Source organism: Bradyrhizobium sp. USDA 4353, from assembly GCF_054063215.1.
In genome coordinates, this window is sequence record NZ_JBSSGB010000001.1 from 5287572 (window position 1) to 5313204 (window position 25633).

The following is a 25633-nucleotide window of genomic DNA, read 5'->3' on the forward strand; positions in this document are numbered from 1 at the left end:
TCCGCGGCGGGACATCAGCTGGGGTTCTGGATCAGGGGATGTGTATCGAGATAGCGCTGCAAGCGCCAGCCGCGGAACGTCCAGGTGCGCAAGTTCGCCATGTCGTTTGCCTGCTGGTCCAACAGACGCTGGTTCATGGGGGAGAGTGCGGATTCCCCGGGCAGCAGCAGCATGGCTCGCCGGACTGCCGGCAGGGCCTGCGGACCTAGGCTCAGAAGATAGGGCATGTCGATGGCGGTCCCGCTTCGTCCGGCTTCGCGGCTATGAGCGACGTTGTAGTCGGCGATCACTGCGGAGAAATTGACGAGGGCGCAGCCATAGAGAGTCGCCGCAAGCGCGATCAGGTTCATGCGGACGAGCCACGCCGTGGGGCGGTCCAGGACGATCCGGACGACGATCAGGATCAGACCGATGGCAACCAACGCCATCCAGATCAGCGCCGCGATGCGCCAGTGAGTCAGCAGGTAGCTCTGGATGTAGATGTGGACCCGCTGGATCGAGGACAGCACCAGCAGCAGGTTTTGTCCGACCCAGAGGTAGACCAGCGGGCGGATCAGCCGCGGCTCGTCGTCGCGTTTGGAGCGGACGGCGATGATGACGAAGGCTGCGGCCAGCAGTGCCGTGACGATCAGCGGATAGGCGCCCCGATGGGCATAGGTGGCGTAGGTCATGCCGTCGGGAAGTGCCGCATGGCCCCACAGGTATACGCCATCGAGCGCGGTCTGAATCGCAAACAGCAGGTTGAACAGCAGCAACGAGCGAACGACGGTTTGCGGATTGAGCAGGGGGGCTGCGAGCGACGGTGCTTGCTCGGCCTCGGCGTCGATCGGCAGGCGCGGCGTCTTGGTCCGCTGCCGCCAACGCAGATGGATGAACGGCCAGATCAGAGACAGCATCAACAGCCAGAAGATCGGCCGGCCGACGCTCAGATTGGAGACGACGCGCTGAGGCCGGAGCTGATCGAGCCACTGCTCGATCACGGGGTTCGCTGCGGCGAATAGCAGGCTGAAGACGAGGCCGAGGGCGAGCGGGATGCTCCATGTCAGCAGCAGCCGCGTCAAGTCATGGGCGCGAAGCGTTGCGATGGCGTCGGGGATCAGCCTGAACGGTCCAACCAGGAGCAGCTGTCGTGCGGCCGTAACCGGCAAGCGAAGCCCTTCGGCTGCGGGATTGGTCGTCAGGGCGACCGCCGAGACCGTTGCGAGGATCAGAGTGGAGACCGACAGCACGGTCAGGTCCTCGATCGCAGGCAGCAGGCCCAGGATGAGCAGCACGGCCGCAAGCTTCATCCGCGATCGATCGATGCCGGCGTGATTGGCGAGCAGGCTGGCCGCGACCAGCGCGACGGTGAAGATCGGAAGCGAGAGCCCTGGCGCTTGATCGTAGAACAGGACATCGGCGAGCCCGAGAAGCGCGAAGGCGAGGGCGAATTTGTGCCACATGGAGAGCGGGGCGGCTGGAGCAGCCGTCAGCTCGGCGGAGCTGGTCATTTGCGGGAGTCCTCGATTGAGCAACGATACGGCCAGCAGTCGCCGGCCGATGATCGCAGCATGACCCCGCGGCGTGCAGCCGCTCACGAGCGGGCCTGCAGCATTTCAGGATTTGTTTGCAGATTTCGTGCAGACGCGATTCAGCTCCTGGCGCAGGCGGTTGAGCGTTGTTAGGCAGAGTCCGTCTTTCTCAAGGGAATGATCGGCTGCTCACATGCTCGGACGTATCAGGACCATCGTCCTCTGGATCCTTGCGCTGGCTTTCATTGTCATCACGCTCAACAGCAACGAGCCTTATCTGGTCCGGCTGCGCGGGACAGGGCACGCCGCGTTGCTCATCATCGGGCTGGCAGCTCCGCTGCTGCTTCTGCTAGGAGGGCGTTGGCGCGACGGCATGGCCGGACGCCTGCTGGTGGTGGCGTGGTGCATTCCGCTGCTCGCGCTCACCGCCACGCAGTTTACGTTCGCATGGCGCAAATACGAGACGTTTCAGACAGCGCCTGAGGTGGCGCGTCTGCTCGGACGGCATTTCATCGTGGGCTACACGTCTGTCGATGAGGCCGCGGCCTTGGCGGGGCAGGGCCTGATCGCTGGCGTGTATGTCACTCATCACAATGTGCGCGGACGGAGCGAGGCGCAGCTGAGCGCCGACATGGCACGGCTGCAGGCCGAACGCAGGGCAGCCGGGCTGCCGCCGTTGCTCGTGTCGGCCGACCAGGAAGGAGGCCGGGTCGCGCACCTCTCGCCGACGCTGCCGAACATGCCGGGGCTGGCGACCTTGGCCAATCTCCCGGCCTCGCGGCGCGCGCATGAGGCATACGAGATGGGGCGTGCCCAGGGTCAGGCGCTGGCGTCAGCGGGCATCACGTTCAACCTGGCGCCGGTGGTCGATCTGCGGCCGCGCTGGAGGCGCAACCGGCTCGATTTTCACACCTTGATCGGGCAGCGCGCCATCTCCGACGACCCGGCCGCGGTGGGCGACATCGCGCTCGGCTATGTCCGCGGCCTGGAGGCGAGCGGCGTCCGGGCGGCGGTCAAGCACTTCCCTGGTCTCGGGCGCGTGGAGGCTGATACGCATCACTTCTCCGCGCAGCTCGATACGTCAGCCGATGTGCTGGAGCAGTCGGATTGGCGGCCGTTCCGCCAGGTGCTGGACAACTCGCATGCAGCCATGATGGTCGGTCATGTCATGGTCGACGCGATCGATCGGGAGCGGCCGGCGTCGCACTCCAAGGCCGTGCTCGAAGGCCTCATCCGTGGCCGGTGGAACTATCAGGGCGTGATCATCACCGACGATCTCGTGATGGGCGCGATCTACGGCCGCGATCTCTGCAAGGCCGTGGTCGAAGCCCTCAATGGCGGCGCAGATCTGTTGCTCGTCGCTTACGACGGCACGCAGTTCCATCGGGTCTTCGCCTGCGCCAAAAAGGCTCTTGCGGAAGGGCGGCTCGATCTGGCTGCGCTACGCAGGAGCGACGAGCGGCTGACGCGCTGGCTGCAGCGGGACGACCGCCCGCAGGCGGCGAATGTCGTGACGAGTTCCGGACCTTCCGCGCGGATACGCTCGAATGCGGTCGATTAGGAGCGGGGAGGCGCGTGTCAGCGCGGGCCGTTGCCGGTCCAGTTGCGCCAGGACACGTTGGAGAGGCTGCGCAAGTCCGTCGCCAGCGGTCGCCGGGCCTGCTTGTCGTGCTGGCCGACGACCTGTTCGGATTCGCGGATCTTCAATTGAAGCTCCGCGACCTGCCGCTTGGTCCGCTCGATCGCCTTGGGATCGGCACTCTCGCCGACGGTGAAGCGCGCCGTCTCGATCTGCTTCAGCGCTGCGCGGTTCTTCTTGAGCTGTGCGCGATGCCAGGCAACCTTGCTGTCACTATCCGCAACCATGGTCCACTCCTGAGACAGGAAGCGAACACTAAACAACCGGGTGTTGATTCGCGACTGCCTCAGGCGTGGTGTGCAAGCATCGGAGTACCGATCTATCAAAGCCCAGGCGGCTCACTCCAACCCCGCGGCGTGCCGCATCTCGTCGATCAGCTCAGACGCTTCCGCCTTGGTTCGCACATTCTCAGTCGGATCCGGGCGCCCCGCCTGCTCGCTCAGCGTCCTCAAGTAGGACGCTTGAGCATCCGTCATCGGATCTTCGCCCGAAACCCAATCCTTCGGATCTTTTTCGATCTTCTCCGTCATCGCGGATCTCCCAGGGGCCACAATGGCCGAACTGTTGTCCAACCCAGCGGCTCGCAGAATGTTCCTGTTTTGTTCCAGGTGCCTGACCGCCTTATCCTCTCGCACCTGGAGGCCTCACCTCGGCGCTGCCTTCCGCGACGATCGCCGCGATTGCGGCGCTGATTTGGGTTCGGTCGCATCGGCGTCGTGAGGCTTGGGAAGCACGATGTCGTCGCGCGGACTTACGAGCTCATCCGCGGTCGCCTCGCACGGCTTGATCTCGAAATTGTTGTCGAGCACCTTTTCCCCGTGCGTATCCAAGGTCACGAGATCGGCCTGCTCGGCTGCCTCCCAGACCTCGCGCTCGGTCCGAAACGGGCGGGTCAATCTCTCGTCATTCTCAAACAGTGCGTAGGGCACGAGGAGCTCCAGATCGCGGTCCGTGGGAGCGTCCAGCTCGTCCGCGGCGCGCGGTCCGTCCGGGGCTGCTCTCCCACACAAACCTGCCCGAGGCTTGGCTGTTCCACAGCCTCGGCCCATCGATCGACCAGTTGTGACGATCGGTCCCGCATCGCCGCGGAACGATGATCCCTGGCGCAAGGTTGCCGGACATGTCGATCTGAACAGGAGAGAATGATGGACAACATCGATGGAAAGAAGATCGCGATTCTTGCGACCAACGGGTTCGAACAATCCGAGCTCGAAGTGCCGCGTGATCGCCTGAAGCAGGCAGGTGCGACAGTAGAGATCATCTCGCTCGCGCCGGGCGAGATCAAAGGCTGGGACCAGAAGGATTGGGGACGACCCGTCAAGGTCGACAAGACGCTCGACCAGGCATCGGCCTCCGACTACGACGCCATCGTGCTGCCGGGTGGCCAGATCAACCCGGACCTGCTGCGCCTGGAGCCGAAGGCGCTGGCCTTCATCAAGGACATCTTCGAGGCCAAGAAGATCGTCGCCGCGGTGTGCCACGCGCCTTGGCTCTTGATCGAGACGGGCATTGCGAAGGGACGCAAGATGACGTCCTACAAGTCGATCAAGACCGACGTCGCCAATGCCGGGGCGCAGTGGCAGGACGCGGAGGTCGTGGTGGACCAGGGCGTCATCACGTCCCGTAATCCCGGTGATCTCGAAGCCTTCAGCGCCAAGATCATCGAGGAGGTCCGGGAAGGCCGGCATCTCCAGCGCAGCGCCGCCTGAGCTTGGCCGTGAGGGCCGGGTCGATGAGGCCCGGCCTTCGCCGCACGAACAGGCCCAGCGCCCGAGGGGTCGAACGCTGGGCCGCAGTCCACACGGAGTGTCTCCGACGAGATGGGGGAACGCCGCCGGAGACAAATGGAATACGCGTGGCGCGGCGCGTCGTTCCTATTCGTCTTGGCCATCAGTCTTGCTGATCATCGTCTGCTCGGTCGCGGTCGGACCTGGCCCACGCAACCTGCCGTGAGTGCGCGGAACTTACCTCTTGATCACGGGTTGGCCGCTTTTCAGGCCGCGGAGATGTGCCGTGAGTGAGAAGGTGAAGATCCAGGACTATACGGCTCCGGCCGGCGGGTGGGGCTCGGTGCAGGCCGTGGCCAGCATCCTCACCCAGGAGGAGGTCACGCTGCTCGGCAGCGAGATCCTTCTGAAGCAGAACAAGCCTGATGGATTCATGTGCGTCAGCTGCTCCTGGGCCAAGCCGGCGCAGCCGCACCCGTTCGAATTCTGCGAGAACGGCGCCAAGGCGACCGCCTGGGAAATCACCAGCAAGACGGTCGGGCCGGAGTTCTTCGCTCAGCATACGCTGTCCGAATTGCGGACGTGGTCGGATCATCAGCTGGAGGAGCAGGGCCGGCTGACGCATCCGATGCGCTACGATGCGGCGAGCGACCGCTACGTTCCCGTGAGTTGGGACGAGGCGTTTCGCGCCGTGGGAGCCGAGCTGAAACGGCTCGATCCGCGTGAGGTCGTGATGTACACGTCGGGCCGCGCCTCGCTCGAGACCAGCTACATGTATCAGCTGTTCGGGCGCATGTACGGCACCAACAATTTTCCCGACAGCTCGAACATGTGCCACGAATCCACGTCGGTGGCGCTGCCCGAGGTGATCGGCGTACCTGTCGGCACCGTGCTGCTCGATGATTTCGACAAGTCCGATTGCATCCTGTTCTTCGGCCAGAACACCACGACCAACTCGCCGCGCATGCTGCATCCCCTGCAGAAGGCGGCGCAGCGCGGCGTTCCCATCATCACCTTCAATCCGCTGCGCGAGCGCGGGCTGGAGCGCTTCACCAATCCGCAGAACCCGATCCAGATGCTGCTCACCGGCGGCACCCGCATCAGCACCCAATATCATCAGCTCAGGGTCGGCGGCGATGGCGCGGCGCTGCTCGGGATGTGCAAGGCCGTGATCGAGGCCGATGACGCGGCGCTTGCGATGAAGCGGCCGCGCGTGCTCGATGTGGCCTTCATCGAGCAGCACACCTCGGGCTTCGAGGAATTCGCCGACTACTGCCGTCGGGCGTCGTGGAGCGATATCGAGCGGGCGTCCGGCCTACGCCGTGCCGACCTTCTGGATGCCGCGAAGGTCTATGCATCGGCGCATGCCGTGATCGCCAATTACGGGATGGGCATCACGCAGCATCGCCATGGTGTCGAGACCGCCAAGATGATCGTCAATTTGCTGCTGCTGCGCGGGAACATCGGCAAGCCCGGCGCCGGCATTTCCCCGGTCCGGGGTCATTCCAACGTCCAGGGACAACGCACGGTCGGCATCTCCGAGAAGACGAAGCTGGTGCCGCTCGACAAGCTGGCCGAGCTCTACGCGTTCGAGCCGCCGCGCTGGGACGGGCTCAGCACGGTCGATGCCTGCGAGGCCATCATCAAGGGCGAGGTGAAGGGCTTCGTCAGCCTCGGCGGCAACTTCCTGCGCGCAGTGCCGGAGCGGTCGCTGATGGAGCCGGCCTGGGCGAAGCTGCGGCTGTCGGTCCAGATCGCGACCAAGCTCAATCGCAGCCATCTCGTGCCCGGCGAAATCACCTACCTCCTGCCGTGCCTCGGTCGGATCGAGATCGACCGGCAGGCAACCGGCGAGCAGGCGGTCGCGATGGAGGACTCGACGACGTGCATCCACGGCTCGAAAGGCCAGCGTCAGCCGGTCGCCGAAGGTCTGCTGTCGGAGCCCGCGATTGTCGCAGGCCTCGCCAGGGCGACGCTTGGGCCCAATCCGCTGGTCGATTGGGACGCGTGGGTCGGCAATTACGCGCTCGTCCGCGAGGCGATCGAGCGCACCTATCCCGATCAGTTCAAGGACTTCAACAAGCGGCTGTTCGAGCCCGGCGGCTTTCCACGGCCGCTCGGAGCCCGCGAGCGCAAATGGAAGACGGCGACCGGCAAGGCCAATTTCACCGTGCCGAAAGCTGCGCTCAATCCGCCGGAAGAAGGCAACGGCATTTTCCAGCTGATGACCTTGCGGGCCGACGGCCAGTTCAACACCACGATCTACAATGAGGACGATCGGTTCCGCGGCGTGTCCGGCGGACGTCGGGTCGTGTTCATGAATGCGAGCGACATGGCGGAGCTGGGCATCGGGCAGGGCGACATCGTCAAGCTTTCGACCGTCGCCGATGACGGCGTCGAGCGCTCGCTCGGTGGACTCCAAGCGGTGACATTCGACATTCCAAGGTTCAGTGTCGGGGCTTATTACCCCGAGTGCAATGGATTGATCCCGCTGTGGCACTACGCTGAAGGGAGCAAAGTGCCGGCTGCCAAGTCGGTGCCGGTGCGGATCACCAGAGAGGCAGCCGGCTGAGCCGGCCGTTACCCCACCGCGCGCTGACGCACTTCGTTCGGCGGGGGAACGGTGAAGGACGTCGTCGTCTCCGGCGGTGTCGCGCCCGGCCGCAGGGGCACGAGCAGGCGGCAGACGAGACCTTCGGGACGCCAGTCGAACAAGGCGCGGCCGCCGAGCTGGCTCTCGACGCTCGCCATCAGGCTGCGCGTGCCGAAGCCGCGCGAGGTCGGCACATGGACCAGCGGCCCGCCGGTTTCGATCCAGGTGAGATCGAGCCGCTGATCGGGCTCGATCGTCCATTGCACCGAGAGATGGCCGGAGCGAACCGACAGCGCGCCATATTTGGCCGAGTTCGTCACCAGCTCGTGCAGCGCCAGCGCAAGGGTTTGCGCCGTCGCTGGCTCGAGCTGCAGCTCGGGCCCGCCGAAGGTGACCTGGCCGCCGGTCGCATAGGGCGCGAGCTCCTCGGCGACGAGCCGGCTGATCTCCGCGCCCTGCCAGCTCGACAGCGAGAGGATGGTGTGAACGCGGGCGAGCGCGCTGATGCGGCCCTCGACGGCGCTGACATAGGTCCTCACATTCTCGGCCTTGGTCAGGCGCACGATCGACTGCGCCAGCGTCAGTGCATTCTTGGCGCGGTGATCGACCTCGCGCGTCAGCAGGTTTTGTCGCTCCTCGGCGCGCTTGCGCTCGGTGATGTCGATCGTGACGCCGCTGACGCGGACGACGCGGCCGGACCTATCCGTGGTGGCGGCCGCGGTTCCGACGCACCAGCGCTCCTCGCCGTCCGGCCGCTGAATTCGGAATTCGGCCTCGTAGGACGTCACGCCGCGGCCGAACTCGGCCAGCACATGCCGCGCACGCTCGGCATCATCGGGATGCAGCAGGCCCATGATGTTGACGCTGTTGAGCTCGAAACCCTGCGGGGTCACGCCGAAGATGCGGTATTGGCCTTCGTCCCACATCCAGTCGCCGTTGATGCCGTCCCAATCCCACGAGCCCATCCTGCCGGCCGCGATGGCCATGCTGCGGCGTTCCTCGCTCTCGCGCAGGCGCGCGGTGGATTTCTCCAGCTCGGCGGTGCGGGCGCGAACGCGATTTTCCAGCTCGAGGTTCAGATGCTCGAGCTCGCGCGTCTTGCGATAGAGCTCGGTGAAGACCTTGATCTTCGCGCGCAGCACCTCCGGCACCACGGGAACCGGCACGTAGTCGACGGCGCCCATCTCATAGCCGCGCAGCCGGTCGAAATCGCTGACCTGGACGGCGGAGATGAAGATGATCGCGATCTTCTGGAACCGCGGATGCTCGCGGATCATCTGCGCGAGCTCGAAACCGTCGAGCTCGGGCATGCAGACGTCGACCAGGATGACAGAAATCTCGTTCTTCAACAGGATCTCGAGCGCCTCGCGGCCGGAGGTCGCGACCACGAGATTTTCATTGAGGTCCTTCAGGATGACTTCATAGGCCAGCAGCTTCGCGGGCTGGTCGTCAACCAGGAGGATGTTGACCTTCTCATGTTCCATGATGTTCAGCCGTTCAGCGGTGCAGCCACATGCGGATGGCAAGGAGCAGCTGCTCGGTGTTGACGGGTTTGGCGAGATAATCCGAGGCGCCGGCCTCGAGGCATTTTTCGCGGTCTCCCTTCATGGCTTTCGCGGTCAACGCGATGATGGGGAGGCGGGCGAAGGCGGGGGTCTGTCTGATCACCCCGATGGTCTGGTAGCCGTCCATCTGGGGCATCATGATGTCCATCAGCACGATCGCGATCTCCGGGTTGTGCTGCACCAATTCGATGGCTTCACTGCCGGTGGTCGCCGTCAGAACCTTCATGCCGCGCCGTTCCAGCACGCTCGAGAGAGCGAAGATGTTCCGCGCGTCATCGTCCACCAGCAGCACCGTCTTGCCGATCAGGTCCTCGTCGGAACTGTTCAGCTTCTCCAGCATGCGCTGCTTCTCGGTCGGCAGCTGCGTGATCACGCGATGCAGGAACAGCGAGGTCTCGTCGAGCAGCCGCTCCGGAGACTCCACCCCCTTGACGACGATGCTGCGTGCGATGGTGTGAAGCTCGGCATCCTCCTCCGCCGACAGTTCGCGGCCGGTGAAGACGACGACCGGCACCCCGGAGAGGGTCTCGTCGGAACGCAGCTGATCGAGCACGTCGAATCCGCTCATATCAGGCAGACGAAGATCCAGCACGACGCAGTCGAACGGCGCACTGCGCATGATGTCCAGCGCGCCAGCACCCGTTTCAGCCGCAATGATCTCGATATCGTCATGGCCGAGCAGCTCGCGGATGCTCATCTGTTCCGCGGCGTTGTCCTCCACGATCAATAGGCGCTTGCGGCGCGGCTTGGCGTACTCCTTGATCTGCGACAGCGCCGCGCTGACGCCTTCCGTCGTGGTCGGCTTGCTGACGAACGAGAAGGCCCCGCGCGCCAACGCGTGCTGCTTGTCTTCGTCGAGCGTGATGATCTGAACGGGAATATGCCGCGTCAGCGGATTGTGCTTGAGCTGGCTCAGCACGGTCCAGCCGAGCATGTCCGGCAGGAACACGTCGAGCGAGATCGCGGCGGGCTGATATTGCTTGGCGAGATCCAGCGCTTCGGCGCCGCGGCTGGCGACCAGGACCTTGAAGCCCTTGTCGCGGGCGAGATCGATGAGCACGCGCGCGTAATGCGGATCATCCTCGACGATGAGGAGGATCGTGTCACCGGCTGCCAGATTGAGGCGATCGTCCGCAAGCTGCTCGATGACGCGCTCCGGCGCGGCCGCCGACTGCAGCGCAGGGGTTTGGATATAGGGAATAGGCGTCGCCGGGCTGATACGCGGGGCAGTTGCCGGGCCGGAATATTTCAGCGGCAGATAGAGCGTGAAGGTGCTGCCCTTGCCGGGCGCGCTGCGGAGATGAATCTCGCCGCCGAGCAGGTTCGCCAGCTCACGGCTGATCGCGAGCCCAAGGCCCGTGCCGCCATATTTGCGGCTGGTGCCCGCATCGGCCTGCTGGAAGGCCTCGAAGATCAGCTTCTGTTTGTCCTGTGGAATGCCGATGCCGGTATCCGAGACTTCGAAGGCGATCACCGCCGGCGCATTGTTGAGGACGGGGTGCTCGGCGCTCCAGCCGCCGAGGGCGCCCGAGACTTTCAGCCGGACGCCGCCTTCGGCAGTGAACTTGAAGGCGTTCGACAACAGGTTCTTCAAGACCTGCTGCAGGCGCTTGGAGTCCGTGACGATGCTGCGCGCGAGCGTCGGATCGACATCGATGTTGAAGGAGAGCAGGCGGTTTTCCGCCTCGTGCCGGAACGGGCGTCCGACGGTGTCCAGCAGGTTGGCGGTGAGGATTTCCTCCGCATCGACCGTGACGGTGCCGGACTCGATCTTGGAAAGATCGAGGATATCGCTGATCAGGTTCAGAAGGTCGGTGCCTGCGCCGTGGATGGTGCGGGCGAATTCGACCTGCTTGAGCGTGAGATTGCCGTCAGGGTTCTCGGTGAGCTGCTGGCCGAGGATCAGGATGCTGTTGAGCGGCGTACGCAGCTCATGCGACATGTTCGCCAGGAACTCGGACTTGTATTTGGAGGTCAGGGCGAGCTCGGTCGCCTTCTCCTCGAGCGCGCGGCGGGCCTGCTCGATCTCCTGGTTCTTGCGCTCGACTTCGACGTTGCGCTCGGCGAGCTGCTGGGCCTTCTGCTCGAGCTGCTCGTTGGTCTGCTGCAGCTCGCGCTGCTGGGCCTGCAGCTCGGCGGCGAGCTGCTGGGATTGCTTGAGCAGGCCCTCGGTCTGCATCGTCGCCTCGATCGAGTTGAGCACGATGCCGATGGAGTCGGTGAGCTGCTCGAGGAATGTCATCTGCGAGGTCGTGAACGGGCTGAGGGATGCCAGCTCGATCACGGCCTTGACCTGGTTCTCGAACAGCACGGGAAGCACGACGAGGTTCTTCGGGACGGCGCGGAGCAGGGCGGATCCGACCGGGATGACGTCGGAGGGGATTTCGGCGATCAGCCGCTGGCGCTTGTCGATGGCGCATTGCCCGATCAGGCCCTCACCGAACTGGACCAGCTGGCGATGCGGGTAGACGCCGTCATTGGCGTAGGAGGCCAGCAGGCGGAGCTGCGGCGTATACTCGTTCTCGACCTGGTAGATCACGCCGCGATGCGCATTCACGAGAGGGGTCAGCTCAGTCAGCAGCAGACGCCCGACGGTGGTCAGGTCGCGCTGCCCCTGCAGCATGTTGGTGAACTTCGCGAGGTTCGTCTTCAGCCAGTCCTGCTCGGTATTGAGATCGGTCGTGAGCCGGAGGTTGGTGATCATCGTGTTGATGTTGTCTTTGAGCTCGGCGACCTCGCCCCGCGCATCGACCTGAATCGAGCGGGTGAGGTCGCCCTTTGTCACGGCGGTCGCGACCTCCGCGATCGCGCGCACCTGCGAAGTCAGATTGGCCGCGAGCAGGTTGACGTTGCCGGTGAGGTCCTTCCAGGTGCCGGCCGCGCCGGGCACGTTGGCCTGGCCGCCGAGCCGGCCCTCGACGCCGACCTCGCGCGCGACGCTGGTGACCTGGTCGGCGAAGGTCGCGAGCGTCTCGGTCATGTTGTTGATGGTCTCGGCGAGAGCCGCGACCTCGCCCTTCGACTTCACGGTCAGGTTCTGCTTGAGATCGCCGTTGGCGACCGCGGTCACGACCTTGACGATGCCGCGGACCTGCTCGGTCAGATTGGCCGCCATGAAGTTGACGGTGTCGGTGAGGTCCTTCCAGGTGCCGGCGACGCCGGGCACCTGCGCCTGGCCGCCGAGCTTGCCTTCCGTACCCACTTCACGGGCGACGCGCGTGACCTCGCCGGCAAAGGCGTTGAGCTGATCGACCATCGTGTTGATGGTGTTCTTCAGCTCGAGAATCTCGCCCTTCACGTCGACGGTGATCTTGCGCGAGAGATCGCCGCGCGCCACGGCAGTGGTCACCTCGGCGATGTTGCGGACCTGCGTGGTCAGGTTCGCCGCAAGCAGGTTGACGTTGTCTGTCAGATCCTTCCAGGTGCCGCCGACGCCGGGCACGACCGCCTGACCGCCAAGCCGGCCTTCTGTGCCGACCTCGCGCGCGACGCGCGTCACTTCGGCCGCGAACGAGCGGAGCTGCTCGACCATCGTGTTCAAGGTATCCTTGAGCAGCAGGATCTCGCCGCGGACGTCGACGGTGATCTTTTTCGACAGATCGCCGCCCGCGATGGCGGTCGCGACCTCGGCGATGTTGCGGACCTGCGCCGTCAGGTTCGACGCCATGAAGTTCACGCTGTCGGTGAGGTCCTTCCAGGTGCCGGCGACCTCCGGCACCTCGGCCTGGCCGCCGAGCTTGCCCTCGGTGCCGACCTCGCGGGCCACGCGCGTCACTTCGGAGGCAAAGGCATTGAGCTGATCGACCATCGTGTTGATGGTGTTCTTCAGCTCCAGGATCTCGCCCTTCACGTCGACCGTGATCTTGCGCGACAGGTCGCCGCGCGCCACGGCCGTCGTCACCTCGGCGATGTTGCGGACCTGGGCGGTCAGGTTGCCGGCCATCGAGTTGACGCTGTCGGTCAGATCCTTCCAGGTGCCTGCGACGCCGGGCACGTTGGCCTGGCCGCCGAGCCGTCCTTCGGTGCCGACCTCGCGCGCGACACGCGTCACCTCGCCCGCGAAGCGGTTGAGCTGATCGACCATCGTGTTCAGCGTTTCCTTCAGGCTCAGGATCTCGCCGCGCACGTCGACGGTGATCTTGCGCGAGAGATCGCCGCCGGCAATGGCGGTGGCCACCTCCGCGATATTGCGGACCTGCGCCGTCAGGTTGCCGGCCATGGAGTTGACGCTGTCGGTGAGGTCCTTCCAGGTGCCGGCGACGCCGGGAACCTCCGCCTGGCCGCCGAGCTTGCCGTCGGTGCCGACCTCGCGCGCCACGCGGGTGACCTCGCCGGCGAAGGCGTTGAGCTGGTCGACCATCGTGTTCAGCGTTTCCTTCAGCTGAAGGATCTCGCCTGACACGTTCACCGTGATCTTCTTGGACAGATCGCCCTTGGCCACGGCGGTCGCGACCTCCGCGATGTTGCGCACCTGACCGGTCAGGTTGGAGGCCATCGAGTTGACGCTGTCGGTGAGGTCCTTCCAGGTGCCGGCGACGCCGCGTACCATGGCCTGGCCGCCGAGCTTGCCTTCGGTGCCGACCTCGCGCGCCACGCGCGTCACCTCGCCCGCGAAGGCGTTGAGCTGATCGACCATCGTGTTGATGGTGTCCTTCAGCTCGAGGATCTCGCCGCGCACATCGACGGTGATCTTCTTCGACAAGTCACCGTTCGCCACCGCGGTCGTCACCTCGGCGATGTTGCGTACCTGGGCCGTCAGGTTCGACGCCATCGAGTTGACGCTCTCGGTCAGGTCCTTCCAGGTGCCGGCGACGCCGAGCACGTTGGCCTGTCCGCCCAGCCGCCCCTCGGTGCCGACCTCGCGGGCGACGCGCGTCACCTCGCCGGCGAAGGCGTTGAGCTGGTCGACCATCGTGTTCAGCGTTTCCTTCAGCTGAAGAATCTCGCCGGACACGTTGACCGTAATCTTCTTCGACAGGTCGCCGCTCGCGATCGCGGTTGCCACGTCGGCGATGTTGCGGACCTGTGCCGTCAGGTTGGACGCCATGAAGTTGACGTTGTCGGTGAGATCCTTCCAGGTGCCGGCGACGCCGGGCACCTGTGCCTGGCCACCCAGCTTGCCCTCGGTGCCGACCTCGCGCGCCACGCGCGTCACCTCGGAGGCGAAGGCATTGAGCTGATCGACCATCGTATTGATGGTGTCCTTCAGCTCGAGGATCTCGCCGCGGACGTCGACCGTGATCTTGCGCGAGAGGTCGCCGCGCGCCACGGCCGTGGTAACGTTGGCGATGTTGCGGACCTGCGCGGTGAGATTGCCGCACATCGCGTTGACGGAGTCCGTCAGATCCTTCCATGTGCCGGCGACCCCGGGAACGATGGCTTGACCACCGAGCTTGCCGTCGGTGCCGACCTCGCGAGCAACGCGCGTCACTTCAGATGCAAACGAGCGCAGTTGATCGACCATCGTGTTGATGGCCTCCTTCAGCTGCAGGATCTCGCCGCGGACGTCGACGGTGATCTTCTTCGACAGGTCGCCATTGGCCACCGCGATCGTCACCTCGGCGATATTGCGGACCTGGCCCGTCAGGTTGTTGGCCATCGAGTTGACGCTCTCGGTGAGGTCCTTCCAGACGCCGGTGACCTCGGGAACCTGCGCCTGACCGCCGAGCTTACCCTCGGTGCCGACCTCGCGTGCCACGCGGGTAACCTCGGAGGTGAAGACGCTGAGCTGCTTGATCATCGTATTGACGATGGTCGCCGACTGCAGGAACTCGCCGCCGAGCGGCCGGCCGTCCACGTCGAGCTTCACGGTCTGCAGCAGATCGCCTTGGGCCACCGCGGCGACTGCGCGTGTCACCTCGCGGGTCGGCCAGAGCAGATCGTCGATCAGCGTATTGATCGAGCTCTCCATGTCGGCCCACGAGCCGCTGGCAATGCCGAACCTCACACGCTGGCGCGTCTTGCCCTCGCGGCCGACGACCTGACCGACGCGTTCGAGCTGCTGCGCCATCCTTTCATTGGCGGCGATGATCTCGTTGAACGTGTCGGCGATCTTGCCGTCGATACCGAGATAGTCGCCGCTCATGCGGACGGAGAAATCGCCGGAGCGCATGGCCTGCAGGGCGCGGAGCAGATCCTGGCTGGCATCCGCCGGCCCAGCGCCGTTGCCGTGATGGCCGAACCCTTGACGCACGGACATCGGACCAGCAGCAGCTTCAATATCACTCATAAGTTCCCCCGTCGCAGGCGGTCCGGCAGCAATCGTCTGAGTCTCATAGGCAGCAGCATAGAAGCCGCCGCAACTACTCAAATCAAGATCGACGCCGTTTTCATCGGCAAATGGAACCCGCATCTGCTGGCACAAGCGGCTCAACTCCGATCCCGGCGTAACGTTCCAAAGATTCTGGAGGGGGAATGTCGAGCGTCGATCCGTTGGAACAGGGAAGGCCGGGGCCGCTTGTCAGCGGAGGAGGAATTCATGAAGAACATCTCGTGCGCCAGCTTTGCAGCCATGACCGTGCTGCTGACCGCGACGGCAATGTTTGCTCAATCGGGCCAGCCGAGCGGTCCTGGTTCCGTGACAGGCGATCCCGCGGCAAGTTCCGCCAACCCACGGTCCGCACCGGCCACCAGCACCGCGACGGGAAACCCGAGCGGTAGCGGTACCTCGTCATCGGGAGGGCGGGATGACAATGGTGACCAGGGCCGGGACAAAATGCCGGAGAGCAACAGCGGGGTGCGGCCTCGCGACCAGCAGAGGCAGGGTGGTCGCTGAAGAGCATATTAGTTGCCGTATAGTCGCGGCTGAGTGCCCGCCGGAACTCACCGCGACATTAAACTCACGTAAGGCCGTTGCAGCCGCGTGCCGCGATGACCACCTCATCTGGATGAAGCAATCAGATCTTTTCCGCGAGAACGCTGATAATTGTCTCCAGCTCGCCGAGCGCGCGCAGGGAGAGCCAGCTTTTCGTCGTTTCCAGCGCATGGCCCAGGGCTGGCGCGCACTCGCGCTTCAGCAGGACTGGCTCGACGGCGAGATCGCGCCGGTCGAGCGCAGTGGGATTGTGCGCCGCGATCAATGATCCCCGAGCAATGAACCCGAATGGAGGAGCGTCCAATGACCCCCCGTACCGTTCTCATTGCGCTGCTGACCGCCTTTAGCGTCGCCTCCGCGGTCGCGGCGTTCACGACCATCCGCCAGGTGCATACGGAAGCTTATTCGCTTCCGCAGCCTGTCACCCGCATCTGAGCAAGCGGGCAGCCTCAGGGCTGCCCGGACCCTCCCGAGGAGCCATAGACCTGGCCATTGGCGTAGCTCGCGTCGGCGGCAGCGAGCTGCACGTAGATCGAGCCCAGCTCCGCCGGCTGGCCCGGGCGTCCAAGCGGGGTCTGCCCGCCGAACTTCTCCAGCTTCTCCATCGTCGCTCCGCCGGAAACCTGCAGCGGCGTCCAGATCGGGCCGGGAGCCACCGCGTTGACGCGGATGCCCTTCGGCCCGAGCTGCTTGGCCAGCGACTTCACGTAGTTCATCGTGGCGGCTTTGGTCTGCGCGTAGTCATACAGGTCAGCCGATGGATCATAGGCCTGCTCCGACGAGGTGCCGATGATGGCCGAGCCGGGCTTGAGGTGGGGCAGGGCGGCCTTGATGATCCAGAACGGGGCGTAGATGTTCGTCTTCATCGTGGCGTCGAAATCCTCCGAGGAGACGTCGAGGATCGATGGACGCGCCTGTTGTCGTGCGGCGTTGTTGACGACGATGTCGAGACCGCCGAGGGCGTCGACCGCCTGCTGGACCAATTGCTGACAGAAGCGCTCGTCGCGCAGGTCGCCCGGAATCGCCACCGCCTTGCGTCCCTCGGCCTGGATCAGCGCGATGACCTCCTGGGCGTCCGGCTCCTCGGTCGGATAATAGTTGATGGCGACATCGGCGCCCTCGCGGGCATAGGCGATGGCGGCCGCCCGGCCCATGCCCGAGTCGCCGCCGGTGATCAGCGCCTTGCGCCCCGCCAGCCGTCCTGATCCCTTGTAGCTGGTCTCGCCGTGATCGGGACGCGGAGACATCTTGCTCGCAAGACCCGGCCAGGGCTGCGACTGTCGCTCGAACGGCGGCTTCGGGTATTTGTCGGTCGGGTCGACCAGCCGTTCGGCGGTCCTGGAATCTTCGGCCATCGTCTCACGTCCTTTCGCTGCGGCTGTCGTCAATGAAGCGGCCGCGAGGGTCGCAGTGCCGCCGACCATCTGGCGGCGGGATATCGAAGAACTGCGATCGTCTGCCATGCGTTTGCTCCTCTTGGGGTTGTCGACAACGAGCGTCGGCGGTGAACGTTCGTCCCGATTTGCAAAAGGGAGGCGGCTCTCGGCTGGCGGGGTTGTGACGGATTGGCTCAGGCGCTGCGGTCGGGGAACGAAAGCCGTCTGCCCGCGTCGTCTGCGAATGCGCAACGTCGGCGGTTGGCGCTGAAGCTTGCTTTTGGCCGCCGCGGAAGGAGCATGGGCAGGACGATGCCGTTCTATCACTTTGATTTGACGAACAGCGAGCCGATCGCCAACGAGCGCTATGTCGAGCTCCCCGGCGACGTCGAGGCGATGGACTCGGCCGACGTGATCGCGCGGCAGCTGGTCGCCGATCATCCGGAGCTGCGCAATCAGAACTACGCGGTGCTGGTGACCAATGAGGAGGGGGACGAGATCTGCCGCGTTCCGCTCGATGTCCTTCACTAGCTAAAATCGAACAGGAGACTCCGATGGCACAGCACGACCAGGGTATCGTCAGGACCGGACGCGGCGAGGAGCAGCCGGCGGACAAGGACCGGGCTCAACGCGCCCACCAGACCACATCGCCCCAATCGCCGACGCATGAGGCGACGCGTGATCCGGAAGAGCAGGGAAGCTCTTCGTCGGGATCGGAGTGATGCGACAACAACAGCGCGGAACGCCGCTTTGTGGAAACACGTTCTTCGTTTCAACCAAAGGAGGCTGACATGACGTCCATGCTCGACACATCCATGCTCGACCGTCGTGAATATGGCAATCTGATCGGCAGCGACAAGGTCGAGGGGACGGCGGTCTTTGGCGCCGACGACAACAAGATCGGCACGATCGAGCGGGTGATGATCGACAAGCTCAGCGGCCGGGTGTCTTATGCGGTGCTCGCCTTCGGCGGCTTTCTCGGGCTCGGCAACGAGCACTATCCGCTGCCATGGCAGTCGCTGAAATACGACACGCGGCTCGGCGGCTATGTCACCGGGGTCACCGAGGAGCAGCTGCGCGGCGCGCCGAAATATTCCGACGAGCGCGAGTGGGACTGGGGCGACCTCGCGACCGGCCGCAAGATCGACGACTATTACGGCGTGAGGCTGGCCTAGCGGTCCGCGCTGCCTCAGGCCGCCGGCGTCTGCACGGCGCTGTCGGACGCCGATGCCATCATGCTGCGCCGGCTCGACAGCCAGATCGGAATCTCGCGGTAGCAGGTGCCCTTCTCGTTCATCTCGGCAATGGTCCAGCGGCTCGGATGCCGCTCCTTGCCGACGAAGATCCAGTCATCAGCCGCGGGCGGCGGCTCGTTGGGCCGCGTCCGCAGCCACGCCGAGCGGGCGCCCTTCGGCAAGCGATCCTGCTTCATCTGGTAGAGATCATAGACTGGCGAACGCATCACGCTACTCGTCCTCAACCAAGCGAACTCTTTACACTGTCGAGCGTCGCGCGTGGTCGCGGCGAAATTGTGGGAGCGGCGCGGCCAGGCTGTGCAAAAACGCGATCAGGTCGGTGGTGGCGACACTCACTGTGATCTTCGCGCGACACTCGGGGAAGACGACGCGCGGGGCGGATCCATGACCCCGCGAGCCGGAAAGGACGATCATCGCGTCCTGCAATGAAGAGCCAGTGCCGGCAACACCGGCCCGCTGATCTAATCAGAAGAAGGCGTAGCTGAGATCGAGACCGTAGGTCGAGTGAAGGAAGAAGCCGAACGCCGTGGCGGCGCACAGCATCAGGATCGTCCGCAGCTTCTCGGAGTCGATGCGGGTCTCTTCGATGTGGGTCGGGAGAGCCTTTGTCAGGGTTGTCATTGTTGGACCTCTGTACGCGAAACGAAGACGGAGTGAGGGATGAAAGTATATCGGAGGCTATTAGACCCCGTTCTGGGACCGCCATTTTGTAGGGCCCGAGAAGAGTTCTAATTATGAAAGTGGAACCCAGCATCGTGCAAAATTTGGGGCGAAGTTGAGGAAAGTAAAAGATGAGTAAAATAAATCGGAGGTTGATGAAGTTGCGGTCAGTATTGTTGCACGTCATGGCTGTCGAATGAAATGGGCAGGTTGCTGCAACGGCGCGGCGCTCGTTTTATGCTTAATTCCAGGGTGGGACTGTGTTTCTGAGGGCGCGCACCGCGCGCTGATCTCGGGGACGGGGGCGCCAGCGGTCCGGTTGCAAAAGCAACTCGAAGTATTCGGCGCGGTCACCTCGTGCCCGTCCGATATGTGGCGAAAGCTTAACGCCTGTGGCAGATCCGCCGCTCGCGCGCCGGCATCGATGACATGACCGGTATCATATGGTCGACAGCCCCGGAAGCTCGCCGGCGCCATCGCGCTGTGGATGCCCCTGTCAAACAACGGCCGCACAATCATCGACGTCAAAGCCCGGCGCTGCCGCGACCACAGCCGATATCGGGCATCGGATATGACGGATATGTCACAGGCAACCATGATCGCTCCCGCGGCGCTCAAGGCCCGGGTCTTTGAAAGGAGAGACCCTCATCGAAGAGAGAGGGCGCAGGGAATGCCGGGCGCTGGCCGCAACCCATGGCCCGCCTGCAGAAAACAAAGCAGGCGGCAGTCACCACAGGTCGAGCCGGGCAATCCCGGAATTCCCTGCACGATGGTTTTCACGCTTATCTCGCGCTCTCCTCGGTGTCCGGCTGTTTAGCCACCGTCGCCTTGCGGGATCATCATCACCCAAAGGCTTAGCGCCAGCGTCGGGGCGCCAGGACCACGCGTCTTCACGTCCGCCACCTGCCGTTCGTCCGCGCGCATCGAAGCACGCTGCAACAGATGGCGGCCACCGCATCCCGCCCTCCACGTTCGTGACGATCGCGAAGCGCCCCTCTCATGAGGACGGGACGGCTGCATCATTTCCGAAATTCGGAAAAATAGCAAGCGAAATCTCTCAGCGATCCGCGTGAGGGCGGCGAGATGGCTGATCCTGCTGGCAAAACGGCGTTGACGGCGCATCCGTGTGGGGCGCGCCCGAGGCCGTCGACGACCGCGCGTCCGCTTGGACGCCCACCGCGCGGCCGAGTGAGTCGGGTGCGGTCGGCGGGAGGAATGTCGCCGATCATGAACCTCCCGGCGGTGCTGCGCGTTCTCCGCGCGAGACTGGCGGCTTGCCTTCGCAGGGCCGCGAAGACGGGCTAGCCTCGAGTCTTTCCATGCCGTTCGGGACGATGACCATGACCTCGATGATCAGGGCTTTCGCGCTTCTGACCCTTGCCGCCAGTTGGAGCGCCGCCGCGCAGGCCGAGCCGGTGCGCTGGACCACCTATCGCATTCCGGAGACCGGCACCTCGGTCGACATTCCCGCCTCGATCTTTAGCGACACCGCCGGCCGGCCCGACGGCTACGGCCAGCGCTTCCAGACCTCCGACGGCCGCGCCAATCTGACGGTGCAGTCGGCCGCCAACGACGCCGGCGATTCGCCGGCCCGGTTCCTCGCCAGGAAGAACCCGCCGCCGAACATCCAGTACAAGCGGGTGACCTCGCGCTTCTTCGCGGTGTCGAGCTACAAGGGCGACTATGTGTGGTACAATCGCTGCAACTTCGCCGGCGGCTACGTGCACTGCGTGCTGATCAACTATCCCCGCGCCTGGGAGCGCGACTGGGACGGCATCGTGACCCGCATCAGCCTGTCGCTGAATCGGGGCTGAGCCAGGAGCTGCGGCACGAGGTGGTGTCCGGCCGGCGGGGCGCAGGCCGTTTGATCCAGCTCAATGAGACCGTCCGAGCCCGCTGCATAAGCTTCGGCTTCACCCTGCCGATCGAAGCACACGGGCTCTTCATGGCTGCCGCGTCGTTCACCGTCCGTGCCGAGAACATCAACGCGATCGCCACCATCCGGTGCCGCAGCGCGCAGGACGCGCTGCTCACGGCCAACACCTATCTGCGGCTCGGCGCCGCCTGCGTCAGCATCCAGACGCCCGGCGGCCAGAGCATCAGCCCCGACCGGCTCGACGCGCTGATCAATGACGGGCACGGCCGCAGCCTGTGACGGCCGACGCGCGGCGATGCCTTGGCTGAGGCCGCGAGGGATCTCGTGCAGGCGCGGCCCTTCGCGGATGCGTGCCGTGGGATCAAGACGAGGAGGCTTCGATCCCCTCGTCGCGCAGCGCCGGGCTGCTGGCGATGTCCTCGATGTAGGGGCCGTACAGGACGTCCTGGCGACGCTGATAGAAGGTCACGACGGCAACGGCGGCAATGCAACAGGTGGCGGTCAAAACAACCAATTCAAACATGTCAAAGCTCCATCGCCACGACGTGGCGGATGAAGGGGGCCGGCGTCAAATGGAAGCCGACGTTAAGCTGAAGAGGAAAGCTTAATGGGGGGCCGGGGGCCCTTGCCGTTCTCGCGGCCGCGGGCGGCCGAAAGCGTTGATCATTCCGCCTGAGGCAAACGGCCGGCGTCGAGCTCGGGAAACATCGCGCGGCAGCTCAGGCAGTAGGATTCGAAGATGAAGCTCAGCAGCGCGGACATCGGCGATCCCCCAGTGGTCAATGCGATGAGGGAAGGATGCCGGCGCCGTGTTTCAGGACGTTTTCATGCCGAGAGGGAAATGGTTTCGACCGGCTGTTCCGGGCGTTTTGTGATGCAGATGGCTCGGTGATCCTCGCGGGGGCCTCATGGTTCGAGACGCGCCGAAGTCGGCGCCCCTCACCGTGAGGGTCTGACGCCGAGGGGCGACGCTGCACATCGGCCATGAGCATGTTGTTATTGGAGACCGGGACGAAGGTCGGCGCGGCGATGTCGGTGCGCTCCCTCTCCCCGTTCTCACGGGGAGAGGGCTGGGGTGAGGCGCAGCCACGGGCACCAGACCCGATAAGAGCCACCTCACGCGGACTGGCAGTGAGCGTTCGGGTTGGACTATTCGGACAATTGGCCATGACGGCGGCCGCGGCCTTTACTCACAGGCAACAGCCGTCGCTCACGAGGCGTGCGCGTCGACGCTCCTGAACACGAAGTTGTTGCAATAGTCCTTGCGCTTCCAGAACCACTCGCCGTCGGCGCGCTGGTGGATGTCGGGATTGAAGGCCGACAGCGGCAGCAGCCGGCCGCGATCCAGGAACTCGCCGCGATAGCCGAGGCCGAGCAGCAGCGCGAAGGTCTGCCTCACGCGGTCGAGCGTCGCGAGGCGGCGGTCGCATTCGACCACGAGCAGCGGCCGGCAGCGGCGCAAGGTGCGCTCGGCGCCGCGCAGCACGTCGAGCTCGGCGCCTTCGACGTCGATCTTGATCGCGGAGACATGTCCGGTCGCAGGCAAATAATCGTCGAGCGCGACGGTCTGCACGGCGATCGGCTTCGACCGCTCGGCGGGTTGCAGCAGCGATGCCCCGGGCTGATGGCCCTCGGGCACGAACAGCGTCTTGCGGCTGGTGCAGGAATAGGCGGCGCGCGGCTCGATCACGACGTTGTCGAGCGCGAACTGGCTGCACAGCCGCGTCAGGCCTTGCGCGAGATCCGGCTGCGGCTCGAAGGCGATCACCCGCCCAGGCGCCGACCACCGCGCCAGCCAATACAGAAAGCTGCCCTTGTTGGCGCCGACGTCGCAGACGATGTCGCCCGGCCGGATGTGGCGACGCAGTTCGGCCAGCTCGGTCCGATGGTCGCGCAAGCGCGAGCGCAGCAGCCTGACCAGAAACCGAGATGCTTCGTGCTTCGCCAAGGCTGCCCTCCGAGATTGGTTCTCAAGCCACGTTGGTCCAGGACGGCGAGAGGTGTTTGCACGTCCATCCCGCCGGAGCTGGACATAGTCAGACATGAACGCGGGGCGGGGCGGTACCGTGGCGTCACAATGGCAAGGCGTGGCGGGGACGAGGCGACGGCGAGGGCGAGCGGCAACCACCGCGTTCGCAGGGACAGCTCGTAGTGAGAGTGCCCGCTCAACAATCCTGCCCGTTAGTGACTCCGTCATGCCCGGGCTTGTCCCGGGCATCCACATCGTTCTCAGCATGCCGGACGACGTGGATGGCCGGGACGAGCCCGGCCACGACGACGTTGAGAGAGAGGCGCACAAAGCAGCGAACGTCACATGCGATCGCCTTGCGGCCGGTGCCATGGGGGCATGCAGCACCAACTCGTGATTGCGGGCGGCGAGCGACTTCGGACCCCCAGGCCCGAATGAACCGACCAGGGCGTTTCTGAAATCGCGAACTCGCCCTTGCGCCGTCGGGCAAATCAGGTGTCTTATGGCACCCTGCCTTTGATCGTCGCCCGTCCGTGACGGCGCGCATCAGGCTTCTTTCTCACATCCATCATCCGGGTTCGACGACGCTGGTGTCCGCGGTTGCGGCACGGCGTCGTCGGCGTTGCCGCGTCGGCCGGGAGCCGCGCCGTGGCCACGCGTCTGTGCCGGCTCCCATCTCGACTTGAGGACTTCATGGAAAAGATCGTCTATGACAACACCGTCTCGACCTTTGCGGATGACACCCTGATCGTCGCCGTCAACGCGGCGGGCACGTCGGCCGCGACCGCTGCCGGCGCGTACGTTCCCGACAACTTCCGGCGTGTGATCTTCGTGGTCCACCGGACCGATGACGACAACAACGCCGTCGCGTTCGCGGCGGTTGCCAAGCCCGGGCAGGAGATCGAGGTTCATCCGATCGGCGGCAGCATCGAGATCTTTCCGGCGAAGATCCCGACTTACAATCAGTTCTTCCTCGACGGCTCCACATCCTTCGTGACGGCCCAGGCCACCTCGCTGCGCGGGGTGCCGAACCCGACCGGGCTGAACGCCTGGTCGCGATTGGCGTGATGCGACGGCAGAGCGCCAGGGCGGCCCTGTCAATCTGAAAGCACTGGCTCGGCCTGCGGACACGCCCGTGCGCCGGGCTCTATCATGCATCTGACAAGGAGCCGAACCTACGGAGAGGACATCCTCACGCTGCGCGCGAAGAAAGTGCCTACGAATTGCGGTGACTGGAATTGTGGTGACAGTGCTGGACTGCACCCCTCAAGTGAGACACGATAATTTCAGTGACAGGCATTCCGAGGATGACCTGTGGCGATACGAGGAAAGACCCGTCAGTTCCCGACGGCTTACAAACTGAAGGCGATCAAGCGCGTCGAGCGGGGCGAAGGTGTTCTGCCGGTCGCCCGCGATCTGGGCATAGCGCGGAAGCTTCTGCATGACTGGATCAAGGCCTGGAAGGCGCATGGGCCGGAGGGGCTGAACCGCAAGCGCGGTCCCAAGCCCGGCTCGCGCAAGCTGAAGCCTGTGGCGACCTATGACGAGAAGCGCTCGGCGCTAACGCAGGCGAAGGCGCGGATCGCCGAGCTCGAACGGCTGGTCGGCCGGCAGCAGATGGACCTCGATTTTTTTCGGCAAGCCTTGCGCGCTCTGGAGCGGCCGGCCGCGCAAGGCAAACCCGTACCCGCATCATCGAAGTCATCCAAGGCATGACAGCGCAGGCATCCGACTCCCACGCCCACGTGCAGCACCTCTGCGCGCTCGCCGGCCTTCCTCGCGCGACCTACTATCGACATCTCAACAGACGCAGTCGCGAAGAGGCCGAGTGTGAGCTGCGTGACCAGCTCCAGCGCATTTGCCTCAAGCATCCATTCTACGGCTATCGACGGGTGACGGCCATGCTTCGCCGTCAGGGGATGGCCGTCAATGCCAAGAAGGTCCTGCGACTCATGCGTCAGGACAATCTCCTCGCCCAGCGCAAGACGCCGTTCCTGAAGCCGCCGACGGAACGGCCGACGAGCGTGATCGTCGTGCCGAATCTGATCCGCGGCCTGGCGCCGTCCGCACCCGATCAGATCTGGGTCGCGGACATCACCTATGTCCACCTCGCCAAGACATTCGCTTATCTCGCCGTCATTCTCGACGGCTTCTCCCGCAAGGCGGTCGGCTGGGCGTTTGAGAACACGCTCGACGCCTCGCTTGCCGTCGCCGCGCTCGACAACGCGCTCAAAGCCCGCAATCCGAAGCCCGGCAGCCTGATCCACCACTCCGACCGCGGCGTGCAATACGCCTCGATCGCCTACCGCCAACGCCTTGCCGATCGCGAGATCAAGATCAGCATGAGCAGCCCCGGCAATCCCTACGACAACGCCAAAGCCGAGAGCTTCATGAAGACGCTGAAGGCCGAGGAGATCAACGGCAAGACATTTGCCGACCTCAACGACGCGCGACGGCGGATCAAGCGCTTCATCGCCGAGATCTACAACAAGGAGCGGCTGCACTCGGCTATCGATCTCCCCTTGAATTCGAAGCCGCCTTCGCGCAAAACAACACACGATGAACTTCACCCTCTGTCACTGAAATTATCGTGTCTCACTTGAGGGGTGCAGTCCAGCACTGTCACCGTAATACCAGAAGCGGGCGG

At 64.7% G+C, this 25633-nt stretch carries 25 protein-coding genes and 1 pseudogene; 14 read left to right on the forward strand and 12 right to left on the reverse strand.

Annotated elements, in window-relative coordinates; all coding sequences use genetic code 11:
- Positions 1-14 precede the first annotated feature (14 nt).
- The gene (locus tag ACVILH_RS23825) at positions 15-1490 is read right to left on the reverse strand and encodes a DUF4153 domain-containing protein (protein ID WP_456715066.1); all 1476 of its coding nucleotides are present in this window, start codon (positions 1488-1490) and stop codon (positions 15-17) included.
- Positions 1491-1704: 214 nt separating this feature from the next.
- Here ACVILH_RS23825 and ACVILH_RS23830 point away from each other — a divergent pair, with 214 nt between their 5' ends.
- Entirely contained in the window at positions 1705-3072 is a 1368-nt protein-coding gene (locus ACVILH_RS23830) for a glycoside hydrolase family 3 N-terminal domain-containing protein (RefSeq protein WP_456715067.1), read from the forward strand.
- A gap of 17 nt (positions 3073-3089) precedes the next feature.
- Here ACVILH_RS23830 and ACVILH_RS23835 read toward each other — a convergent pair whose 3' ends face one another.
- The 3 genes from ACVILH_RS23835 to ACVILH_RS23845 all read right to left on the reverse strand — a co-directional run bounded on the left by ACVILH_RS23835 (position 3090) and on the right by ACVILH_RS23845 (position 4046).
- A complete protein-coding gene (locus ACVILH_RS23835) occupies positions 3090-3377 on the reverse strand; it encodes a hypothetical protein (protein ID WP_456715068.1) in 288 nt (95 codons plus the stop codon).
- A 111-nt stretch (positions 3378-3488) separates the two neighbouring features.
- Positions 3489-3680, reverse strand: coding sequence for a DUF3072 domain-containing protein (locus ACVILH_RS23840; protein WP_456715069.1), 192 nt, complete (start codon positions 3678-3680; stop codon positions 3489-3491).
- A gap of 114 nt (positions 3681-3794) precedes the next feature.
- Complete coding sequence (locus ACVILH_RS23845) at positions 3795-4046, reverse strand: hypothetical protein (protein WP_456715070.1); 252 nt, start codon at positions 4044-4046, stop codon at positions 3795-3797.
- A 246-nt stretch (positions 4047-4292) separates the two neighbouring features.
- Between ACVILH_RS23845 and ACVILH_RS23850 the strand changes: the two genes are divergently transcribed.
- Positions 4293-4859, forward strand: a complete 567-nt coding sequence (locus ACVILH_RS23850) for a type 1 glutamine amidotransferase domain-containing protein (protein ID WP_456715071.1) — start codon at positions 4293-4295, stop codon at positions 4857-4859.
- Between the two features lie 304 nt (positions 4860-5163).
- Entirely contained in the window at positions 5164-7449 is a 2286-nt protein-coding gene (locus ACVILH_RS23855; protein WP_456715072.1) for an FdhF/YdeP family oxidoreductase, read from the forward strand.
- Between the two features lie 8 nt (positions 7450-7457).
- Here ACVILH_RS23855 and ACVILH_RS23860 read toward each other — a convergent pair whose 3' ends face one another.
- The 3 genes and pseudogenes from ACVILH_RS23860 to ACVILH_RS23870 all read right to left on the reverse strand — a co-directional run.
- Entirely contained in the window at positions 7458-8954 is a 1497-nt protein-coding gene (locus tag ACVILH_RS23860) for an HWE histidine kinase domain-containing protein (protein WP_456715073.1), read from the reverse strand.
- 13 nt (positions 8955-8967) lie between these two features.
- The gene (locus ACVILH_RS23865) at positions 8968-9756 is read right to left on the reverse strand and encodes a response regulator (RefSeq protein ID WP_456717054.1); all 789 of its coding nucleotides are present in this window, start codon (positions 9754-9756) and stop codon (positions 8968-8970) included.
- An 89-nt stretch (positions 9757-9845) separates the two neighbouring features.
- Positions 9846-15186 (reverse strand): annotated as a pseudogene (locus ACVILH_RS23870) (HAMP domain-containing protein); the annotation flags it as partial.
- 263 nt (positions 15187-15449) lie between these two features.
- On the opposite strand from ACVILH_RS23870, the gene ACVILH_RS23875 reads away from it, so the two are divergent.
- The 3 genes from ACVILH_RS23875 (at position 15450) to ACVILH_RS23885 (ending at position 16284) form a co-directional block, all read left to right on the forward strand.
- Positions 15450-15695 carry a hypothetical protein gene (locus ACVILH_RS23875; RefSeq protein ID WP_456715074.1) on the forward strand — a complete coding sequence of 82 codons (246 nt, stop codon included), beginning with the start codon at positions 15450-15452 and terminating at the stop codon, positions 15693-15695.
- A 227-nt stretch (positions 15696-15922) separates the two neighbouring features.
- Entirely contained in the window at positions 15923-16117 is a 195-nt protein-coding gene (locus ACVILH_RS23880) for a hypothetical protein (protein WP_456717055.1), read from the forward strand.
- Positions 16118-16152: 35 nt separating this feature from the next.
- Positions 16153-16284 carry a hypothetical protein gene (locus ACVILH_RS23885; RefSeq protein ID WP_277996588.1) on the forward strand — a complete coding sequence of 44 codons (132 nt, stop codon included), beginning with the start codon at positions 16153-16155 and terminating at the stop codon, positions 16282-16284.
- Positions 16285-16298: 14 nt separating this feature from the next.
- On the opposite strand, the gene ACVILH_RS23890 is transcribed toward ACVILH_RS23885, so the two are convergent.
- Positions 16299-17312: an SDR family oxidoreductase gene (locus ACVILH_RS23890; RefSeq protein WP_456715075.1), complete on the reverse strand. Its 1014-nt coding sequence runs from the start codon at positions 17310-17312 to the stop codon at positions 16299-16301.
- Positions 17313-17525: 213 nt separating this feature from the next.
- Here ACVILH_RS23890 and ACVILH_RS23895 point away from each other — a divergent pair, with 213 nt between their 5' ends.
- From ACVILH_RS23895 to ACVILH_RS23905, 3 genes are all read left to right on the forward strand, one after another.
- Positions 17526-17756 (forward strand): DUF6894 family protein, encoded by a 231-nt coding sequence (locus ACVILH_RS23895; protein WP_456715076.1) that lies wholly within the window; start codon positions 17526-17528, stop codon positions 17754-17756.
- Between the two features lie 23 nt (positions 17757-17779).
- The gene (locus tag ACVILH_RS23900; protein ID WP_456715077.1) at positions 17780-17947 is read left to right on the forward strand and encodes a hypothetical protein; all 168 of its coding nucleotides are present in this window, start codon (positions 17780-17782) and stop codon (positions 17945-17947) included.
- Between the two features lie 78 nt (positions 17948-18025).
- Positions 18026-18400 (forward strand): PRC-barrel domain-containing protein, encoded by a 375-nt coding sequence (locus ACVILH_RS23905; protein WP_456717056.1) that lies wholly within the window; start codon positions 18026-18028, stop codon positions 18398-18400.
- Positions 18401-18414: 14 nt separating this feature from the next.
- Here ACVILH_RS23905 and ACVILH_RS23910 read toward each other — a convergent pair whose 3' ends face one another.
- The gene (locus ACVILH_RS23910; protein WP_456715078.1) at positions 18415-18687 is read right to left on the reverse strand and encodes a hypothetical protein; all 273 of its coding nucleotides are present in this window, start codon (positions 18685-18687) and stop codon (positions 18415-18417) included.
- Between the two features lie 259 nt (positions 18688-18946).
- Positions 18947-19102, reverse strand: coding sequence for a hypothetical protein (locus tag ACVILH_RS23915; protein WP_006613581.1), 156 nt, complete (start codon positions 19100-19102; stop codon positions 18947-18949).
- Positions 19103-20481: 1379 nt separating this feature from the next.
- Between ACVILH_RS23915 and ACVILH_RS23920 the strand changes: the two genes are divergently transcribed.
- Positions 20482-20955: a hypothetical protein gene (locus ACVILH_RS23920; RefSeq protein WP_456717057.1), complete on the forward strand. Its 474-nt coding sequence runs from the start codon at positions 20482-20484 to the stop codon at positions 20953-20955.
- Between the two features lie 131 nt (positions 20956-21086).
- The gene (locus ACVILH_RS23925; RefSeq protein WP_456715079.1) at positions 21087-21296 is read left to right on the forward strand and encodes a hypothetical protein; all 210 of its coding nucleotides are present in this window, start codon (positions 21087-21089) and stop codon (positions 21294-21296) included.
- Positions 21297-21378: 82 nt separating this feature from the next.
- On the opposite strand, the gene ACVILH_RS23930 is transcribed toward ACVILH_RS23925, so the two are convergent.
- Together ACVILH_RS23930 and ACVILH_RS23935 are read right to left on the reverse strand one after the other, a co-directional pair.
- The gene (locus ACVILH_RS23930; RefSeq protein WP_456715080.1) at positions 21379-21540 is read right to left on the reverse strand and encodes a hypothetical protein; all 162 of its coding nucleotides are present in this window, start codon (positions 21538-21540) and stop codon (positions 21379-21381) included.
- Positions 21541-22227: 687 nt separating this feature from the next.
- Positions 22228-22965 (reverse strand): FkbM family methyltransferase, encoded by a 738-nt coding sequence (locus ACVILH_RS23935; RefSeq protein WP_456715081.1) that lies wholly within the window; start codon positions 22963-22965, stop codon positions 22228-22230.
- Positions 22966-23679: 714 nt separating this feature from the next.
- Here ACVILH_RS23935 and ACVILH_RS23940 point away from each other — a divergent pair.
- The 3 genes from ACVILH_RS23940 to ACVILH_RS23950 all read left to right on the forward strand — a co-directional run bounded on the left by ACVILH_RS23940 (position 23680) and on the right by ACVILH_RS23950 (position 25589).
- Positions 23680-24054: a hypothetical protein gene (locus ACVILH_RS23940; RefSeq protein ID WP_456715082.1), complete on the forward strand. Its 375-nt coding sequence runs from the start codon at positions 23680-23682 to the stop codon at positions 24052-24054.
- Positions 24055-24300: 246 nt separating this feature from the next.
- Positions 24301-24702, forward strand: coding sequence for a transposase (locus ACVILH_RS23945; protein ID WP_456715083.1), 402 nt, complete (start codon positions 24301-24303; stop codon positions 24700-24702).
- Positions 24699-25589 (forward strand): IS3 family transposase, encoded by an 891-nt coding sequence (locus tag ACVILH_RS23950; protein WP_456715084.1) that lies wholly within the window; start codon positions 24699-24701, stop codon positions 25587-25589. The genes ACVILH_RS23945 and ACVILH_RS23950 overlap by 4 nt, the downstream gene beginning before the upstream one ends.
- The last annotated feature ends 44 nt before the right edge of the window (positions 25590-25633 follow it).

Bases quoted from the DNA above. Each gene is read 5' to 3' on its own strand.
- ACVILH_RS23825 (WP_456715066.1), bottom strand. From the start codon at position 1,490: ATGACCAGCTCCGCCGAGCTGACGGCTGCTCCAGCCGCCCCGCTCTCC.
- ACVILH_RS23830 (WP_456715067.1), top strand. From the start codon at position 1,705: ATGCTCGGACGTATCAGGACCATCGTCCTCTGGATCCTTGCGCTGGCT.
- ACVILH_RS23835 (WP_456715068.1), bottom strand. From the start codon at position 3,377: ATGGTTGCGGATAGTGACAGCAAGGTTGCCTGGCATCGCGCACAGCTC.
- ACVILH_RS23840 (WP_456715069.1), bottom strand. From the start codon at position 3,680: ATGACGGAGAAGATCGAAAAAGATCCGAAGGATTGGGTTTCGGGCGAA.
- ACVILH_RS23850 (WP_456715071.1), top strand. From the start codon at position 4,293: ATGATGGACAACATCGATGGAAAGAAGATCGCGATTCTTGCGACCAAC.
- ACVILH_RS23860 (WP_456715073.1), bottom strand. From the start codon at position 8,954: ATGGAACATGAGAAGGTCAACATCCTCCTGGTTGACGACCAGCCCGCG.
- ACVILH_RS23875 (WP_456715074.1), top strand. From the start codon at position 15,450: ATGTCGAGCGTCGATCCGTTGGAACAGGGAAGGCCGGGGCCGCTTGTC.
- ACVILH_RS23880 (WP_456717055.1), top strand. From the start codon at position 15,923: ATGAAGCAATCAGATCTTTTCCGCGAGAACGCTGATAATTGTCTCCAG.
- ACVILH_RS23885 (WP_277996588.1), top strand. From the start codon at position 16,153: ATGACCCCCCGTACCGTTCTCATTGCGCTGCTGACCGCCTTTAGCGTC.
- ACVILH_RS23890 (WP_456715075.1), bottom strand. From the start codon at position 17,312: ATGGCAGACGATCGCAGTTCTTCGATATCCCGCCGCCAGATGGTCGGC.
- ACVILH_RS23895 (WP_456715076.1), top strand. From the start codon at position 17,526: ATGGGCAGGACGATGCCGTTCTATCACTTTGATTTGACGAACAGCGAG.
- ACVILH_RS23900 (WP_456715077.1), top strand. From the start codon at position 17,780: ATGGCACAGCACGACCAGGGTATCGTCAGGACCGGACGCGGCGAGGAG.
- ACVILH_RS23905 (WP_456717056.1), top strand. From the start codon at position 18,026: ATGCTCGACACATCCATGCTCGACCGTCGTGAATATGGCAATCTGATC.
- ACVILH_RS23910 (WP_456715078.1), bottom strand. From the start codon at position 18,687: ATGCGTTCGCCAGTCTATGATCTCTACCAGATGAAGCAGGATCGCTTG.
- ACVILH_RS23915 (WP_006613581.1), bottom strand. From the start codon at position 19,102: ATGACAACCCTGACAAAGGCTCTCCCGACCCACATCGAAGAGACCCGC.
- ACVILH_RS23920 (WP_456717057.1), top strand. From the start codon at position 20,482: ATGACCTCGATGATCAGGGCTTTCGCGCTTCTGACCCTTGCCGCCAGT.
- ACVILH_RS23925 (WP_456715079.1), top strand. From the start codon at position 21,087: ATGGCTGCCGCGTCGTTCACCGTCCGTGCCGAGAACATCAACGCGATC.
- ACVILH_RS23930 (WP_456715080.1), bottom strand. From the start codon at position 21,540: ATGTTTGAATTGGTTGTTTTGACCGCCACCTGTTGCATTGCCGCCGTT.
- ACVILH_RS23940 (WP_456715082.1), top strand. From the start codon at position 23,680: ATGGAAAAGATCGTCTATGACAACACCGTCTCGACCTTTGCGGATGAC.
- ACVILH_RS23950 (WP_456715084.1), top strand. From the start codon at position 24,699: ATGACAGCGCAGGCATCCGACTCCCACGCCCACGTGCAGCACCTCTGC.